This window comes from Blautia sp. Sow4_E7, from assembly GCF_052116245.1.
GTDB lineage: Bacteria > Bacillota > Clostridia > Lachnospirales > Lachnospiraceae > Blautia_A.
This window is the reverse complement of record NZ_JBQKLL010000027.1, coordinates 1-17,715: the sequence shown is the minus strand read 5'-3', so window position 1 is coordinate 17,715 and position 17,715 is coordinate 1. Positions and strand designations below refer to the sequence as shown.

Sequence of the window (17,715 nt, the reverse complement as noted above, 5' to 3'; positions counted from 1 at the left end):
CGAATATTAATATGCAGAATCCTTTTCTGCAAAGTAATCGTCAATGGCATCTGCAATTCCAGATGCCATAGTTTCCTGAAAATCGGGATCACTCATTTTCAGATCATCCGACTCATTGGTCATAAATCCCATCTCTACAATGGTTACAGGAATGGTACTCCAGTTGATCCCGGTCATATTGTCAGCGTAAGTTATCCCGCGGTTATCGAAGCCGGTTGCATCACAGTAAGCGTCCAGAATGCACTGGGAAAGCCTGTCTGATTCCTCGTAAAGCTGCGGTACATAAGGGTTGGAAGAAGAGGGGGAGATGGTGAGGGCACCGGCAGCAGAGGAAGATTCCGCACCGTTGGCATGAATCCGCACATATATTTCTGCACCCTGGTCAGCTACATATTCTGCCCGCTCCTTATTGCTGATAGCAGTGTCATTATCGGTTCTGGTGAGAACGGTCTCATAGCCTCTGTCCTCCAGGATCTTCTGCAGCTTCAGGGAAACATCCAGGTTCAGCTGATACTCTGGCAGTCCGGAAAAAGCTCCCTGAGTTCCGGTGGAGGCCTTCGCCTTCATCTCTGTGGAACCTGGCCCAAGGGGCTCCAGGTCGCTCATGTCTACGTTCGGTCCCTGATGACCGGGATCGATGCCGATGATGTGTGCGGATGGTGTCTGGGACACCTGAAGCTGGTCAGAAGCCTCCGCTTTAACTATAGAAGCACCTGTCAGACTGACAGCAGATAAAAAAGCAAGAACCACAGCGGCTGCTCTGGTTGAAAAATTCCATTTATTACATAGTTTCTTGAAATGCATATACATGCTCCTGTTCTTGGTAAGTCTTTTTTCTTATTATAATAATGCCAGGTATGTAATGCAATGTAAAATTCGGTTTTCACAAAAGGGGGGATCGCCATTACTATAAGCAGGAAAAGATTCTATAACAATCGTAAAAGAAGAGCGATACCAGGAAATAGTCTGGTTTTGGAACGGCAATGATAAAAATGTATTATAATAAGAAGTAACGTATTTTTAGTTCACCGTGATAAATTGTAAAAACCTTGAAAAAATAAGGAAAAATTGCAGAAAAACACCTTGACAGAGATATGCAGACAGGCTATAATCAAAAAGCGTGCGAAATAAGGCATTTTTTTCCGCGCTTACTAAGATAATAGCAACCGCAAGGAAACCCCATAGAAGAATCTATGGAGAAATAAATCGGGAGGTGAAATGGAATGCCAACATTCAACCAGTTAGTAAGAAAAGGACGCCAGACAGCTGTTAAGAAATCTACAGCTCCGGCTCTGCAGAGAACTTATAACTCTTTAAGAAAGAAAGCAGTTGAGCAGTCTGCACCACAGAAACGTGGCGTTTGCACAGCTGTTAAAACAGCTACTCCTAAGAAGCCTAACTCAGCTCTTAGAAAGATCGCCAGAGTTCGTCTTTCCAACGGAATCGAAGTAACAAGCTACATCCCAGGAGAAGGTCACAACCTTCAGGAGCATAGCGTTGTTCTGATCCGTGGAGGAAGGGTTAAGGACTTACCTGGTACAAGATACCACATCATCAGAGGTACTCTTGATACCGCAGGTGTTGCTAACAGAAAACAGGCCCGTTCTAAATACGGCGCTAAGAGACCGAAAGTTAAAAAATAATCCATCCGTATTGCTGCGGAGACTATAGAGATTTGTACGGTATTCCATATACCCTGTCGGTTGCGGGTTAAATATAGGACCATTACCAGTGCGAACATGCAATAGTTTACTGCGTGAGTACCGATGAGATAATCAGGATGATTAAGGAGGGAAGTAACGTGCCACGTAAAGGACATACTCAGAAAAGAGACGTTCTGGCAGACCCGATGTACAACAATAAAGTTGTTACAAAGCTTATCAATAACATCATGTTAGACGGTAAGAAAGGTGTTGCACAGAAAATTGTTTACGGAGCATTCGCCAGAATGGAAGAAAAATCTGGCAAGCCAGCAATTGAAGTATTTGAAGAGGCAATGAACAACGTAATGCCTCAGCTTGAAGTTAAAGCAAGACGTATCGGTGGAGCTACTTATCAGGTTCCGATCGAGGTAAGAGCTGACAGACGTCAGGCTCTGGCTCTTCGCTGGATCACCATGTTCTCCCGCAAGAGAGGCGAGAAGACCATGGAAGAGAAACTGGCTAACGAGCTTATGGATGCAGCCAATAACACCGGAGCATCTGTAAAGAGGAAAGAAGACATGCACAAGATGGCTGAAGCAAATAAAGCATTTGCTCACTATCGCTTCTAATCAAGGAGGAAAATCCATTGGCTGGAAAAGAAGGTAGAGAATACCCGCTCGAGAGAACCAGAAACATTGGTATTATGGCTCATATCGATGCAGGTAAGACAACTCTTACAGAACGAATTCTGTACTATACAGGTGTCAACTACAAGATTGGTGATACACATGAAGGTACTGCTACCATGGACTGGATGGAGCAGGAGCAGGAGCGTGGTATCACAATCACATCCGCTGCAACAACATGTCACTGGACACTGGAAGAGAACTGCAAACCGAAGCCAGGCGCTTTGGAGCATCGTATCAACATCATTGATACACCAGGCCACGTAGACTTTACTGTTGAGGTTGAGCGTTCCCTTCGTGTACTGGATGGCGCTGTCGGCGTATTCTGTGCAAAGGGTGGTGTTGAGCCACAGTCTGAGAACGTTTGGCGTCAGGCTGATACCTACAATGTACCACGTATGGCATTCATCAATAAGATGGACATCCTTGGTGCAAACTTCTACGGCGCAGTAGAGCAGATCAAGACTCGTCTTGGTAAAAACGCAATCTGCCTGCAGCTGCCAATCGGAAAAGAAGATGACTTCAAAGGAATCATCGACTTATTCGAAATGAAAGCTTACATCTACAATGACGAGAAGGGGGATGATATCACTATCACCGATATCCCGGAAGACATGAAAGAGGATGCTGAGCTTTATCATACAGAACTGATCGAGAAGATCTGTGAGCTGGACGACGATCTCATGATGGAATATCTTGAGGGCGAAGAGCCAAGCACAGACAGACTGAAAGCAGCCCTGAGAAAAGGTACATGCGAGTGTACAGCTGTTCCGGTATGCTGCGGTTCTGCATATAGAAACAAAGGTGTTCAGAAACTTCTGGACGCTATCCTGGAGTACATGCCTGCTCCAACAGATATCCCGCCAATCGATGGTGTTGACATGGATGGAAACCCGACTGTGAGACATTCTTCTGATGAAGAGCCGTTCTCCGCTCTGGCATTCAAGATCATGACAGACCCATTCGTTGGAAAACTTGCATATTTCCGTGTATATTCAGGAACAATGAATTCCGGATCTTATGTATATAACTCTACAAAGGGCAAAAAAGAGCGTGTTGGCCGTATCCTTCAGATGCATGCTAACAAGCGTATGGAGCTGGATAAGGTTTACTCCGGTGATATCGCTGCAGCTATCGGATTCAAATTCACCACAACTGGTGATACAATCTGTGACGAGCAGCATCCGGTAATCCTTGAGTCCATGGAGTTCCCGGAACCAGTTATCGAGCTGGCTATCGAGCCTAAGACAAAAGCAGGACAGGGCAAACTGGGGGAAGCTCTTGCAAAACTTGCAGAAGAGGACCCGACCTTCCGTGCACATACAGATCAGGAAACAGGACAGACCATTATCGCTGGTATGGGTGAACTTCACCTTGAGATCATAGTTGACCGTCTTCTTCGTGAGTTCCACGTAGAGGCTAACGTTGGTGCTCCTCAGGTAGCTTACAAAGAGACAATCACCAAACCTGTTGATGTAGACAGCAAGTATGCTAAACAGTCTGGTGGTCGTGGACAGTATGGTCACTGTAAAGTTAAATTCGAGCCTATGGATGCCAACGGCGAAGAACTGTACAAGTTTGAGTCTACTGTTGTCGGCGGTGCTATTCCGAAGGAATATATCCCGGCTGTAGGAGAAGGTATCGAAGAGGCTATGAAGGCTGGTATCCTTGGTGGATATCCGGTTGTTGGTGTACATGCAAATGTATACGATGGATCTTATCATGAAGTCGATTCTTCTGAGATGGCATTCCACATTGCAGGTTCTCTTGCATTCAAGGATGCTATGCAGAAGGCTGCTCCAATCCTTCTTGAGCCTATCATGAAGGTTGAGGTAACCACACCAGAGGATTACATGGGTGATGTTATCGGTGATATCAACTCCCGTCGTGGTCGTATCGAAGGTATGGATGATATCGGCGGAGGTAAGATGATCCGTGGATATGTTCCGCTTTCCGAAATGTTCGGATACGCAACAGATCTTCGTTCCAGAACTCAGGGACGTGGTAACTACTCCATGTTCTTCGAGAAATACGAGCCAGTTCCAAAGAGTGTTCAGGAAAAAGTTCTGGCAAAGAAAGACTGATTTAACTACAAGTTGAATTAGGATTTCATATAAAACAATAAAAAGCTTGCAAATATCCTTGATTTGCAATATAATCAAGGATAGCAAGTTTAAAACCGATATGGCGCTCTATTTTAATAGAGAATGAGCCAACTAATCAAGGAGGACATTTTAAAATGGCAAAGGCTAAGTTTGAGAGAACAAAACCGCATTGTAACATTGGTACCATCGGACACGTTGACCATGGTAAAACAACTTTAACTGCAGCTATCACAAAAGTACTTTCTGAGAGAGTTGCTGGTAACGTAGCTACAGATTTCGCTAACATTGATAAAGCTCCAGAGGAAAGAGAGCGTGGTATCACAATCTCTACAGCACACGTTGAGTATGAGACAGAGCATAGACACTATGCACACGTTGACTGCCCAGGCCATGCTGACTACGTTAAGAACATGATCACTGGTGCAGCTCAGATGGATGGTGCTATCCTTGTTGTTGCTGCTACAGATGGTGTTATGGCTCAGACAAAAGAGCACATCCTTCTTTCCCGTCAGGTAGGTGTTCCTTACATCGTTGTATTCATGAACAAATGTGATATGGTTGACGATGACGAGCTTCTTGAGCTGGTTGAGATGGAGATCCGTGAGCTTCTTTCCGAGTATGACTTCCCAGGAGATGATATCCCGGTAATCAGAGGATCTGCTCTTAAAGCTCTTGAGGATCCGAGCAGCGAGTGGGGCGATAAGATCATGGAGCTTATGGATGCAGTAGATAGCTACATTCCAGACCCACAGCGTGACACAGATAAACCATTCGTTATGCCTGTAGAGGACGTATTCTCCATCACAGGACGTGGAACAGTTGCTACTGGTAGAGTAGAGGCTGGTGTTCTTCACGTATCTGATGAGGTTGAGATCGTTGGTATCAAAGAAGAGACTCGTAAAGTTGTTGTAACTGGTATCGAGATGTTCCGTAAACTTCTTGATGAGGCTCAGGCTGGTGATAACATCGGTGCACTTCTTCGTGGTGTTCAGAGAAACGAGATCGAGCGTGGACAGGTTCTTGCTAAACCAGGAACAATCACATGCCATACAAAATTCACAGCTCAGGTTTACGTTCTGACTAAAGACGAGGGTGGCCGTCATACACCATTCTTCAACAATTATCGTCCACAGTTCTACTTCAGAACAACAGACGTTACAGGTGTTATCAACCTTCCAGAAGGAACAGAGATGTGCATGCCTGGAGATAACATCGAGATGACAATCGAACTGATCCACCCAATCGCTATGAGCCAGGGTCTTACTTTCGCTATCCGTGAAGGTGGACGTACTGTAGGATCAGGACGTGTTGCTACAGTTATCGAATAATTATAGCATAACATCTTAATTATATATATTGAGTACCGCAAGGTACATTGTGTCCAAACGTAAGATACCCCGGAACCGTAAGGTTTCCGGGGTTTTTCTGTTGTGTAAAAAGTTTAAAATAAGGCTGTAAAGAATAGCGAATAAATTAAAAGTAGGCAGGTATGGGAAGAAAATGAAAATCTTCGCATATCTGCCTGTGATACTGTTATGATACTATTTCTGTTCGTTATTGGAAAATTTCTGTGCTAAAAGTTCGTCTCGTTTATAGATTCGGGTTTCAAAATCCAGTTCTTCAATTTCTTTATGGGTGACAGGTTTGGAAGTGTAGTATTCCAACGTCTGTTTCTTCCACATATCAAACATATCTTTACCTGTGAAATAAGATTCCAGGCTTTCTCTGTTCTCCTGCAGATCGGCAAGAAAATTACACATATCTGCATTTAAAGAGTGTTCCGGATCATTTCCATAAAAGCGAAGTCCGGCATACCATTTCTGTGTTTCTGTTTCTATATCACCGGGAAATTTATTATTTATATCCAGTTCATACCGGAGTTCATTGGATTCATTCATCTGCAGTAAAACCCAAATAATATCGCTGAGAGTAGAAATCTGTACTTTATTTTCAGATAATCCAAATAACCAGTCCAGTGAGACATGAAATTTCTGAGCAATAGTTAATAACACATCATTGGAGGGAGTAACCACACCATTTTCATAACTGGATAAAGTTGACTGACGTATACCAATAGCTGCGGAAAAGTTTTTTTGATTCATCTTCAGATCAGTTCGCAGCTCTTTTATTTTTTCTGAAATAGATGATTCCTGCATATTAGCCACCTCCTTAAAAGCTAAGAACAGTATATCACAAATGATAAAAATCAACAATATAGAAAAATATCATTCATACAGATAAAAATTATTGACAATGATTATTTAAAATGATATAGTATCAGTGAAAATGATAATTATGGACAAGGAGGAAATGATATGCAGAGACAGAACTATATGATTACAGCGGAAGAAGTTGCAGAGAGCATGGGGATTTCACTTGGATATGCTTACAAGCTGCTTCGCAAACTGAACAAAGAGCTTGCAGATCAGGGATATGTGACCGTTGCGGGCAAGATACCGAGAGCATTCTGGGAAAAGAAATTTTTTGGATATTCCCAGATTGCAATGTAAAGGGGGTGAGAAAGTATGGCAGCATACAAAGATGAAGAAAGAGGAACCTGGTATGTCTCATTTTATTATGAGGACTGGACAGGAGCCAAAAAGCGAAAAGTAAAAAGAGGATTCCGCACTAAGAAAAAAGCATTAAATTTTGAAGCGGAGTATAAAAGAACAGCGAAAGCAGACATGGATATGACAATGGGAGAGTTTGTAGAAGTCTATTTCCGGGATAAGTCCCAGTCATTGAAGGACAGGAGTATCAAGAACAAAAGAGATACGATGAATGCTCAACTGTTACCCTATTTTAAGGACAGACCAATGAATAGTATCACACCAGCAGAGATTATCCAGTGGCAGAATACGATTATTGAAAAAGGATATTCAGATGATTATCTGAAAACAATACAGAATCAGATGACGGCATTGTTCAATCATGCGAAGAATATCTACAATCTGGCAGATAATCCCTGTGACAAGGTAAAACGCATGGGAAAGACTTCAAAAAAGAAAATGAAGTTTTGGACAATTGAAGAATATCGACAGTTTATGACCGGAATAGAACCGGGAAGCAAATATTATGTGCTGTTTGAATTATTATTCTGGACAGGAGCGAGAGAAGGCGAAGCACTCAGCATTACTCCTGCTGACATTGATTTTGAAAGAAATCTTCTTCAGATCAATAAGACTTACTACCGTATGCATGGAGAAGATGTAATTACTTCTCCGAAAACGGAAGAATCGAATCGTACAATTTCCATACCGGAATTTCTGAAAAAAGAGATTCAAGATTACATTGGCAGATTGTATGAGTTGCCAGAAGATGAACGGATTTTTCCAATGGTACATGAAGCGGTACAGCATAAGTTAAAACAGGTGGTTCAAAAGACCGGAGTAAAAAAGATAAGAGTACACGACATTCGTCACAGTCATGTTTCACTTTCACAGGGTTATTTCTGGGACAGTCTATCTGACTGCCTCAGATAACCCTTTTTCTTTTGCCTCACGTTCCGCCTTTTCACGCTCATATTTGCGACGCATATAAGTACGGTTCCATGCACGCTTACGGCGTTTGCGGTCTTCTTCTTTTATCTGTTCAGGTGTAAGCTCCGGCATCGGAACATCCAGCTTACCCACATACTTGAGATAAATATCAATCTGCTGAATTCTGTCACCGGTTGATTTGTCTGCTTCGTGTACCACGATTTTATCAACAAACTCATGAATCATAGGAGTAGTAAGTTCTGTGAAATCTGTGTATCGGTGTACAAGTTCAATAAACTTATCTACATTATCAGCATTCTCCTGATAGTCATTAAAAGTCTTTTCTAAAGCATCTACTGATAATTCCAATTCATTTTGTTCCGTTTCGTAGTCAGCCAAAAGCATTTCAAACCGCTTGTCACTTAGCTTCCCATTTACATTGTCCTCATAGATTTTCTTAATGAGGGTATTTAATTCTTTGATACGTTTCTGCTCTCTGGAAAGACGTTTTTTCAGTGCTTTGGCTTCGCTTTCCTGTTGAAGCTCCGTAGCACTGCGAACCTTTTCGATAAACTCGGATTCATGCTCCATCACATAAGTGCTGGTAGCTTTAATAACTTCCAAAAGCAAATCCCTGATAACATCCGTGCGGACATGATGCTGTGTGCATCTGTTTTCAAACTTGCTCTTTGCCTTACTGTAGGTGGAGCAGGTGTAATTGTCCTGTGCATTGGTGTACTTTCCGGTAGGATTACCATCCTTATCCCTCTTTTCATAACCGCCGGTGCGGTGGTTGAACATCTTAGCACCGCAGTCAGCACAATATACCAGTCCGGTCAGAGGATTGATGTCACCTTTCTTGGTGGGACGGTGCTTGGTTTCACGGATTTTCTGAACAGTAAGCCATGTTTCTTCGTCCACAATCGCTTCCTGAGTATTCTCAAAGATAACCCAGTCCTCCGGTGAATTATGCACAGAATGTTTATCCTTGTAGGATTCCTTTTTGGTACGGAAATTTACTGTATGCCCCATATATTCAGGTTTTCTTACAAGGTCTGAAATCGTAGAAGCAGTCCAAGTGAATGGTCTGTTCATGTCACAGCTTCCCCGACAGGTTCCAAGTCCCTGCTTTGCAAGATAATAGGAAGGTCTTTCAACCTTTTCATCCTTCAGAATCCTTGCCACCTGCATCGGTCCGTTTCCCTCAATGATAAGCTGATAAATACGTCTTACCACTGTGGCAGCCTCTTCATCAATAATCCAATGGTCTGGGTCATCAGGGTCTTTCTTGTACCCGTAAATTGCGTTGCTTGTCAGATGTTTTCCATCCATTCCCTTATTATGAAGTACGGATTTGATTTTCCGGCTGGTATCACGTACATACCACTCATTCATAATGTTAAGAAATGGGGCAAATTCGTTACTGCCATCGTTTAGAGCACTGTCCACATTGTTGGAAATGGCAATAAATCGCACATTTTTCTTTCGAAACAGCACTTCCGTATAAAAGCCTACTTCAAGGTAATTACGTCCGATACGGCTCATATCCTTTACGATAACGCATCCTACAGTGCCATCTTCAATATCCGCAAGCATACGCTTCCAGTCAGGTCTGTCAAAATTGGTTCCCGACCAGCCATCATCCGTATAGTGACGTAGGTTGACAAATCCCTGCTCGGTTGCAAATTTCTCCAACATTTTCTTCTGATTTATAATACTGTTGCTGTCACCACTCAGTTCATCATCACGGGATAATCTCTCGTAGAGTGCAGTGATTTTGTTAAGTTCCGGTTGTTTTGTTTTCATAAGATTCTCCTTTCAAAACAAACAACCAGCTTATCTGTGGTTTTATTCTACCACGAATAAGCTGGTTTGTGTAAAAATAATTATTGTCTCACTAATAGGAGAAATCCGAAAGAAAATCGGAACTGTTTTGTAAAACTTATAAATTTTAATTCCCCCGAATTCGGGGGAATTAGAAAAATGCAATTGAATTACTTCAATACCTTTGGATTTTGTTCTTCCAAAATGGACATTTGATGTATGGCAATCTTATTTAATTTTATCAGACGTTCTTTCTGACTTAATCCGTCTTCAATCAAAACTGCATTGATATTTTCCATGTTGGAAAGACAAATCAATTCATTAATGCTAGCATAATCTCTGATATTCCCCTTTTTGTCAGGATGTTCTTCACGCCACTGCTTGGCAGTCATACCAAACAATGCCATATTTAATACATCTGCTTCGGATGCATAGATTACAGAGGTCTGCTGTGGTGTAAGCTCAGCTGGAATCAGATTTGTTTTTATGGCATCTGTATGTATTCGGTAATTGATTTTTGCCAGCTCTCTTTTCGCACTCCAGCCAAGTAAAGCTTGTTCTTTCTTTTTTAACCGTTCAAATTCCTTAATCAGATACAGCTTAAACTGAGGAGATACCCAACTTGCAAACTCAAATGCAATATCCTTGTATGCGTATGTTCCACCATATCGTCCAGCTTTAGCTATGATACCTTTTGAATTGGTTCTGGTTACCCATTGCTTAACCGACATAATGAAACGATTCAGACCAGCTTCCTGCATAATTTCTTCATATGCATGGATATCAAAATCTTCGTTATACATTTCTTCCCATATACCAAGAAATTCTATTGTATTTTTATTACGAAGCCACTTCTCAATCAATGCCGGTCCGTTATCAATTTTTCGCACCATATCTGTTAAAGAAATATAATCATCTTCTTCAATCTGTAATACCTGTATTTCAGTACCATCGACATTGAGTTTTTCCATAAATCAGCCGTCCTTTCTTTATTCTTTATCCTTCGCCCGGCTCTTATACACATTATACTGGTTCTTGCATTTGCCGCTGCAGAATACGCTGTTTGGTCTGTTGGCAATAAAAGCATTGCCACAATGCTTACATACCCGGAGTGTGGATTTTTCATCGGTAAGCATAAAGGAAAACATCATCTGCACACCAAGTAAGAGGGAGTGGAAATCCCAGACAATGGTAGGTCGGTCAAGCAGCTCTATGTGATAGGTTGGTGCAATACCGCCAAATGCCGCCATGCCCTGACGGTAAAGCTGTTTTTGCATATCATCCAGCATGTCAAAGTCCTGATAGTAGAGAAAGCTTGACATAAAGGTAAATGCCCAGTCTTTAAATAAAGTCACAAGCCAGTCATACCGTTCTGCATATTCTTTCTGGAAACTCATCATTACTGCCTGCGATTTGTTTTTCATGGTCATAATCAGTGCCATCATCTGCACATCGTCCGTACTCCATGAAGATTCCATCCCTTTTTTTACAAAATCAATCTTATCAAAGGGAAAGAAGTAAGAAAGATATTTTTCCGTAGTCATGCTTTCCTCTTTGATGAAATGGTTCTTCGGCAAATATACCGCATGGTAGGTAATAAAGTCCGGTGTGGTAGGAAGTGCTGTCATAAATCCAAGCAGTCCGTAACAGGTAACAAAATCCATAATGGCACTCTGCAAACGTTCCTGTGTATTATTTTTGTCCATGCACATCAATCCAAGGTTTACCGCCTTTAATACAATCTGCTCCGAATCCTTTAGCGGATTATAAAGAGACACTTTCGCATCCGGTGAAGGTGTGATGTACAACGTACCTTCTTTATCTTCCTTCCATTCATATTTGTCATAACGTGCCCAGTTGGAGCTGGTTCTCTTAAATAGGTTACTCATAAAAGCCTCCAATCTGTCTGCTCTAAAATGTAATCTGTATCATTGGAAAATATATTACTATCATACCAAGCATGTCCTACAAGGTCAAATGGTATTTGTGATTTCTTTCGTTTTCTTATTCTTTTTATCCGTAATCAGTGACCGATAGGTATCATAAAAAATCTGCTCCGTCTTCGTAAGGGAAATGTGATTATCCACTCTGTTTTGTAGTGCCTGCATAAAGGATTTACGAAGCTTTTTTAACATGGTGTCACGGATTTTTCGGATATTTCTGTCGGTCTGCTCTCTACATGCTGCAATTAACTGGCAGGAGTATCCCTTAATGGCAAGCTGATATAAAAGCTCCTTCTGTACATCTTTTAACGCAAAGATTGCTTTAGAAATATCCTCGTCTGTTACCAGCTCATGTATTTCAAAGGGGCAGTCATAAATGGCATCAAGGAAATCCCCTTTCAGTATCTGCTTCCAGAAAACATGCCGGATGGGAGCAGGAATTACAATCTCATCCGGTGACATTCCCCATTCAAGGGGAACATCCGATCTTCCTATTTCATGGTAGCGTTCCTTACGTTCCCGGTTGGCATCAAACCTGTTCCACCATGTAACCACATTTGCAAATTCCTCCTCGGTTCTGGCAGAATCCTCAAGACGTGTCAGTGCTTCCTGTTCCAGTTCACGTTTCAGCTTGTTTCTTGTTGATGCTTCCGGTATCCCTGATACTTTCGGCTCATTTTCCATCTCAAGTTCTATTTCAAGAATAGCGGCATTCTCCCGTTCAAGGGCATCCGTCAGGTCATCTTCCGGCATGTCTTCTTCAAAATAATCATTTGTACATTCCTTCAACAGGGATTCACCACCTTTCAAAAAATATTTTCAAAACTTTTATAAAAAACAGTTCCGTTTTGGGACTGCATTTCTCCTATAGGTGAGGAAGTAATCTTATTTATCGAAAAAAGATTACTTAATACCATAAGAAAGGAGCCGGATTTTATGAAGATTTGTCTTATCCGTTGTCGCAGTCCGTCAAAGATACTTTGATTATAGCAAACATATGTTCACATTTCAAGGAGGAGGTGAAATAATTATGGAGCAGACAGCAAGTAAAGAGCAGGCGATGTCCTCTTTTACCAAAAGAAAAGGACAGACCACCTATAAGGTAAATGTGTTTTTCGCAGAGAATACTACAGCTACCTTTGAGGATAAGCTTTTGCATCTGATGGCAAATGATATTGCCAACCGGAAGCAGGGTATACCGGATGCAGAGTAATTGTTGCACAAATCAATTGTTTTTAAGCTGATATTTCATCAGCAGGAAGGAGTTTTGTATGGGTAAATCAACCAAAACCTATGAAGAAAGAATCCAGGAGAAGGATTTAAGGATCGAGAAGCTGGCACAGGAACTGAAGCGTTATGAGGCACAAAAGAAGCAGCTGGAGAAACGAAAGAAGGAGGAAGAACGGAAAATCCGTACCCACCGTCTGATTGAAATTGGTGCGGCGGTGGAGTCAGTTCTTGGAAGATGTATTGAGCTGGAAGAAATCCCTAAGCTGATTGCATTTCTAAATAAGCAGGAAGCCAACGGGAAATTTTTCTCCAAAGCAATGCAAAAAGGTCCGGATACAGATATGAAAAAAGAGGAAGTTGGGGAGTCAGGAGTTTCCTGATTCCCTTCTCTTTTTAGGGAGAAGGGCGCACTTATAGACAGGCAGAGCCTGTCTATTGCGCGCGCTCTGCGAGGCTTATGGGAAGCATCTGGGTTTTAAAAGATAAACTTTCGGAACGGTCTGCTTCCCATAGGAAGAACCCCTCCGGCGTTCTTCCACATAAGAATATGCACTTTTAACGAAGGAGGATATGCACTATGTCAATTTATCATTGCAGTATCAAAATCATTAGCAGGAGTGATGGAAAATCGGCAGTTGCTTCTTCTGCCTACCGCTCCGGCGAAAAGCTCATGGATGACCGCACAGGTCTTGTTCATGACTTTACGAAAAAGCGTGGAGTTGTATTTACAGAAGTTGCACTTCCGGCACATGCTCCGCCGGAATATGCTGACCGGAATGTATTATGGAATGCGGTGGAAAAGGCAGAAAAGAAATCCAACGCACAGCTTGCGAGAGAGATAGAAGTGGCACTTCCAAAGGAGCTTTCAAGGGAATGTCAGATTGAAATTGTAAGAAGGTATGTGCAGGATAATTTTGTTTCCGTTGGCATGTGTGCCGACTGGGCATTGCATGATAAGGGTGATGGCAACCCCCATGCTCACATTATGCTGACCATGCGTGGCATCAAACCCGATGGCACATGGGCACAGAAGGAAAAGAAGATTTATGCCCTTGATGAAGACGGAAACCGCATTCCACTCATTGACCCTGCTACCGGAGAGCAGAAGCTTGGTAAACGGAATGAAAAGCTTTGGAAACGCATTACTGTAGAACCAAATGACTGGAACGAACACAGTAAAGCAGAAATCTGGAGAAAATCATGGGCAGATATCTGTAACGAATATCTGTCTTTGGAACAGCAGATTGACCACAGAAGTTACAAACGGCAGGAGCTGGATTTAGAGCCTACCATCCACGAAGGGTATCGTGCCCGCAAGATGGAGAAGGCAGGCTTTGTTTCTAATCGGTGCGAATACAACCGGATTGTAAAAGCTATCAATTCACTTAAGACAAAATGGTTACAGACAGTCCGTGAATTACAACAGACCATTATAGAGAAAGGACGTTTTTTATATGAACGAATTGCAGGATACCTTGGAGGAAATCATGAAGATTTTTTCCTCACAGGAAGAGATGCTGGACATCATGGAGGAACAGCAGAAGGAGTTGGATTTTCTTCGGAATACGATTCAGAAGCAGGACGAATTGCTGAAGAAATTGAACGAAGAGAATGCCAAGCTGTCGGCAGAGAATCAGGAATTAGCCGGACAGAATCTGCGATTGCAAACACAGAATCAGCAATTGCAGAAATTATGCAAAGAGTAAAAGAGAAAGCGAGGGAACGAGATGAACGAATCAGAAAACTTAAAGAACGAAGACGACTTGTTGAGTCTGTCGGAGACACTTATGGAGGAGAACGAAACTTACCGTCATCGGATAAATCAGTTGGAGAATCAGATACAGACGCATTTATCCGACAGGCAAAAGCTGAAATCGCAGATACAATCCATGCAATCAACTCTGGACGCAATAGCGCAAGAGAATCAGAACTTGAACGCTCATATCGCCAGATTAGCAGAGAGCGATTTGGTACTGGTGGAGAACGAGAAGTTGAAAAAGGAAAATCAGCAGGTGCTGGCAGAGAAAGAGAAGGCTCAGAGAATCTTCGCAGAAGCCGAGAAAAAGGCAGAGAACGCTAATGTTGTCTTAATGAAAGCGAAGGCATTGGAAGCTGATTTTAACAATCATATTTCCGTTGAAGCTAAGCATATCCGCAAGCAAGTAAAAGCAGATATGCAAATACAGTTACAGGAAAAGTTGCGAACGCAAACCGCTACACTTGGCGTATGGACATGGGTAATTGCTTTTATCAGCATTGTTCAAACTGGTTATATCTTTTTTGTCAACAAAGATGTAGTTGCCACCATACCTGATTGGTTTCTGAATCGTGGCAGGAATGTGATGAACATTTCAAATTTGCTTTGTAGGGTGTATCAGTGGTGCTATGAATATCTGGCTCAGTATGTCCATTCCTATGTGGCAGTTGGTATTATTGCTTTAGTGTCTGTTGGGATTGCGGCAGGTGTATTTGTACTTGCGAAAATAGCATTTGACAGGATTACAGAAAAGTGTGATGACCGATGGCAATATTACAAAAACACTGGTGTTGCAGAACTTAGAAAGGCTGTGTCCGTAGCACTTTGTGTTATCAGTGTTACATTGTCAATGTTATCTGTTTCACTGATTCCGGTAGATATTAATGTGCTAAGCTGGTGGCTTATTCTTTCGGCAGGTCTGAATTTTTTGTATCATGGCAGTTGTAAGGGCAGTTACCATTAATGCATAAAAGTACTCCCATGGGCAGATGAAATCTGCTCACGGGAGAGTAATACAAAGGCGGTTCAAACTGGAAGTTGTCAGTCTTTCATCTTTTTTATCACTCACTAATTAACTGTAATCCATTAGGATTTAGCTGATATATTTTATCACACACCTCTTCAATGTACTTTCTATCGTGAGAAATGCTAATGACAGCCCCTGGAAATTCTCGGAGCATTTTTCTTATTACCGGGCCGGATAATGGTGAAAAATTTCTTGTAGGCTCATCCAGAATAAGAACATTCGCACCACTTAAACTCATCCTCAAAAGAAGCACTTTCGCCTTTTGTCCACCAGACAACTCCCGAATAGGATGCTCCATTTCATCTGGCGTGTATTTAAGTGAACCTAGGTATGTTCTAATTCTTGTACGCTCTTCTTTATCTCCTGTTTTATCAAGGTAATCAACCGGTGTAACAGATAGCTCCAACAAATCTTCATAATTTTGGGGCATATATTCTGCTTTAATATCATTCCGATTCATAAGTTCTTCCGCTATCTTTTTTAGAAGAGTCGTTTTTCCTGCCCCGTTGGCTCCTATAATACAGATTTTCTCTGATCCTTTTATTTTCAAATAAATTCCTTCTGCCAAAATTCTTTCGCCTTCTGGAGTCATTAGCTTTGAAAGTTCATATTCTATGACCGTTTTCCCTGTTGGAATGTATGCGTTTTTATCTCCTAATTTAAAAAAGATTGCTTCTTCCTGCTCCGGCATTTGCGTCATATTTTCGTCTTCTCTTTCAAATCTTCGCCCCATAGCCTTAACTGTGTGCATTTTGTCCTTCAAATTCTTTGCCACCGACGGCGCTTGTCTGGAACAATTTGCTAATGCGCTTTGCACACTCTGAGACACTCTTTGATATTTCTCATCTCGAATCTTTTTTTCCCTACGGTCACATAGTGCCCTCTGTTCTTGAAGTTCAAATTTATGAAGCCGTTCCTCCACATAGTTTCTATAGGGAAGCTTGGCCACGGTATATCTCGCTTCTGTTTTTCGCTTAATCTGCTCGATATGTATTACCATGTTGGCGGTACGCTCTATCAATGTTTCATCGTGTGAAATAAAAAGCACAATATGTTTCCATTCATTTATGGTTTTTTCCAGTAATGTAAGCGTCGCAATGTCAATATCATTTGAAGGTTCGTCTAACAATAGCACAGAAACATCGCGAATAAAAAGCCGCATGAGTTGTACCTTGACTTTTTCTCCTCCTGAAAGGCTTCCCATCATCTGACTACTGTAGAAAAAATCATTTTTTATTCCAAATTTTCCTGCAGTAACAGACAGTTCTTTTGGCGTTTTCTCCCAGAATATTTCTTCCTCAGAAAAATACTCGTATACGGTTTTTTTCTTATCTTCATCGGGCATCTCTTGCGGAAGGTAACCAAAACGTTCGTTTCCCATTACTCTTTCCCCATCCGCTTCTATATAGTTTTCTATAAGCGATGGATCATATATCCACTTCATTAATGTTGATTTTCCGTTCCCTTCTTCTCCAATGATAACTGCTTTATCTCCATCATTTAGCACAAGGTTGAAATCATCAAGAATTACTCTCAGGTCTTTTTTATGTGTTAAATTTAATTTCTTTATCTGTAACATAAAGTTCCTCCTTTTCGAAACACGAGTCAATTATTTTTGTACACACAAAAACGAGCCTTTTTTGCATACGCAAAAATAGACTCGCCAAATAGACCTTTATTCCTTTCCCTAAGGAAAAGCAAAGGAAATGCCTCTTGCGATAATCCAACTTAAGCGTACACAAAAATAAACCTATTTTCTACAGGCTCAATAACTATATGTGTCTTACTTAAATTAAATTATCTATTAATCATTTCCTCACCTTACACGAAATGTGCCATCCTTTTTTCTAATGATAATACTATCATACTGTATTTATTGTGTCAACACATTCCACCTTATAGAAGCGCAAATTCAAATTGAACAAAATCGCTGCGCGATGGCCTGCCAAGGCTGTGGCGCAGTTTTCTACTTTTTCTAAAAAAGGCAGTGACAGGATTGTCCCAAGATAGTATTGTTAAAGC

General features: G+C 41.6%; 17 protein-coding genes. 10 read left to right on the top strand and 7 right to left on the bottom strand.

Going from position 1 to position 17,715, the window contains the following annotated elements; translation table 11 throughout:
• Positions 1–6 precede the first annotated feature (6 nt).
• Positions 7–804, bottom strand: coding sequence for an N-acetylmuramoyl-L-alanine amidase family protein (locus ACTQ50_RS13745; RefSeq protein WP_441484659.1), 798 nt, complete (start codon positions 802–804; stop codon positions 7–9).
• Positions 805–1,223: 419 nt separating this feature from the next.
• Here ACTQ50_RS13745 and rpsL point away from each other — a divergent pair, with 419 nt between their 5' ends.
• The 4 genes from rpsL (at position 1,224) to tuf (ending at position 5,762) form a co-directional block, all read left to right on the top strand.
• Positions 1,224–1,643: a 30S ribosomal protein S12 gene (gene rpsL / locus ACTQ50_RS13740; protein WP_117854826.1), complete on the top strand. Its 420-nt coding sequence runs from the start codon at positions 1,224–1,226 to the stop codon at positions 1,641–1,643.
• A gap of 158 nt (positions 1,644–1,801) precedes the next feature.
• On the top strand, positions 1,802–2,272 hold the full coding sequence (gene rpsG / locus ACTQ50_RS13735; RefSeq protein WP_207664929.1) for a 30S ribosomal protein S7: 471 nt from the start codon (positions 1,802–1,804) through the stop codon (positions 2,270–2,272).
• A 17-nt stretch (positions 2,273–2,289) separates the two neighbouring features.
• Positions 2,290–4,413, top strand: a complete 2,124-nt coding sequence (gene fusA / locus ACTQ50_RS13730) for an elongation factor G (protein WP_441484658.1) — start codon at positions 2,290–2,292, stop codon at positions 4,411–4,413.
• Positions 4,414–4,568: 155 nt separating this feature from the next.
• Positions 4,569–5,762 carry an elongation factor Tu gene (gene tuf / locus ACTQ50_RS13725; protein ID WP_118583298.1) on the top strand — a complete coding sequence of 398 codons (1,194 nt, stop codon included), beginning with the start codon at positions 4,569–4,571 and terminating at the stop codon, positions 5,760–5,762.
• Positions 5,763–5,975: 213 nt separating this feature from the next.
• Here tuf and ACTQ50_RS13720 read toward each other — a convergent pair whose 3' ends face one another.
• Positions 5,976–6,647: a helix-turn-helix domain-containing protein gene (locus tag ACTQ50_RS13720; protein WP_441484657.1), complete on the bottom strand. Its 672-nt coding sequence runs from the start codon at positions 6,645–6,647 to the stop codon at positions 5,976–5,978.
• 102 nt (positions 6,648–6,749) lie between these two features.
• On the opposite strand from ACTQ50_RS13720, the gene ACTQ50_RS13715 reads away from it, so the two are divergent.
• Both ACTQ50_RS13715 and ACTQ50_RS13710 read left to right on the top strand, forming a co-directional pair.
• Positions 6,750–6,944, top strand: coding sequence for a DNA-binding protein (locus ACTQ50_RS13715; protein ID WP_441484656.1), 195 nt, complete (start codon positions 6,750–6,752; stop codon positions 6,942–6,944).
• Between the two features lie 15 nt (positions 6,945–6,959).
• Entirely contained in the window at positions 6,960–7,916 is a 957-nt protein-coding gene (locus tag ACTQ50_RS13710) for an Arm DNA-binding domain-containing protein (protein WP_441484655.1), read from the top strand.
• Here the strand turns inward: ACTQ50_RS13710 and ACTQ50_RS13705 are convergent.
• From ACTQ50_RS13705 to ACTQ50_RS13690, 4 genes are all read right to left on the bottom strand, one after another.
• Entirely contained in the window at positions 7,896–9,719 is a 1,824-nt protein-coding gene (locus tag ACTQ50_RS13705) for a recombinase family protein (RefSeq protein ID WP_238297847.1), read from the bottom strand. The genes ACTQ50_RS13710 and ACTQ50_RS13705 overlap by 21 nt on opposite strands.
• 188 nt (positions 9,720–9,907) lie before the next feature.
• The gene (locus ACTQ50_RS13700) at positions 9,908–10,708 is read right to left on the bottom strand and encodes a KilA-N domain-containing protein (RefSeq protein ID WP_238297848.1); all 801 of its coding nucleotides are present in this window, start codon (positions 10,706–10,708) and stop codon (positions 9,908–9,910) included.
• Positions 10,709–10,726: 18 nt separating this feature from the next.
• Positions 10,727–11,626: a hypothetical protein gene (locus ACTQ50_RS13695; RefSeq protein WP_238297849.1), complete on the bottom strand. Its 900-nt coding sequence runs from the start codon at positions 11,624–11,626 to the stop codon at positions 10,727–10,729.
• An 84-nt stretch (positions 11,627–11,710) separates the two neighbouring features.
• Entirely contained in the window at positions 11,711–12,469 is a 759-nt protein-coding gene (locus tag ACTQ50_RS13690) for a hypothetical protein (protein WP_346793721.1), read from the bottom strand.
• 241 nt (positions 12,470–12,710) lie between these two features.
• Here ACTQ50_RS13690 and ACTQ50_RS13685 point away from each other — a divergent pair, with 241 nt between their 5' ends.
• The 4 genes from ACTQ50_RS13685 to ACTQ50_RS13670 all read left to right on the top strand — a co-directional run bounded on the left by ACTQ50_RS13685 (position 12,711) and on the right by ACTQ50_RS13670 (position 15,630).
• On the top strand, positions 12,711–12,893 hold the full coding sequence (locus tag ACTQ50_RS13685) for a transposon-encoded TnpW family protein (protein WP_238297851.1): 183 nt from the start codon (positions 12,711–12,713) through the stop codon (positions 12,891–12,893).
• A gap of 58 nt (positions 12,894–12,951) precedes the next feature.
• Positions 12,952–13,290 carry a DUF3847 domain-containing protein gene (locus ACTQ50_RS13680; protein ID WP_238297852.1) on the top strand — a complete coding sequence of 113 codons (339 nt, stop codon included), beginning with the start codon at positions 12,952–12,954 and terminating at the stop codon, positions 13,288–13,290.
• Positions 13,291–13,487: 197 nt separating this feature from the next.
• Positions 13,488–14,990: a MobQ family relaxase gene (gene mobQ, locus ACTQ50_RS13675; RefSeq protein ID WP_238297853.1), complete on the top strand. Its 1,503-nt coding sequence runs from the start codon at positions 13,488–13,490 to the stop codon at positions 14,988–14,990.
• On the top strand, positions 14,902–15,630 hold the full coding sequence (locus ACTQ50_RS13670) for a hypothetical protein (RefSeq protein WP_238297854.1): 729 nt from the start codon (positions 14,902–14,904) through the stop codon (positions 15,628–15,630). The genes mobQ and ACTQ50_RS13670 overlap by 89 nt, the downstream gene beginning before the upstream one ends.
• A 97-nt stretch (positions 15,631–15,727) precedes the next feature.
• Here ACTQ50_RS13670 and ACTQ50_RS13665 read toward each other — a convergent pair whose 3' ends face one another.
• The gene (locus ACTQ50_RS13665) at positions 15,728–17,272 is read right to left on the bottom strand and encodes an ATP-binding cassette domain-containing protein (protein ID WP_346793722.1); all 1,545 of its coding nucleotides are present in this window, start codon (positions 17,270–17,272) and stop codon (positions 15,728–15,730) included.
• Between the last annotated feature and the right edge of the window lie 443 nt (positions 17,273–17,715).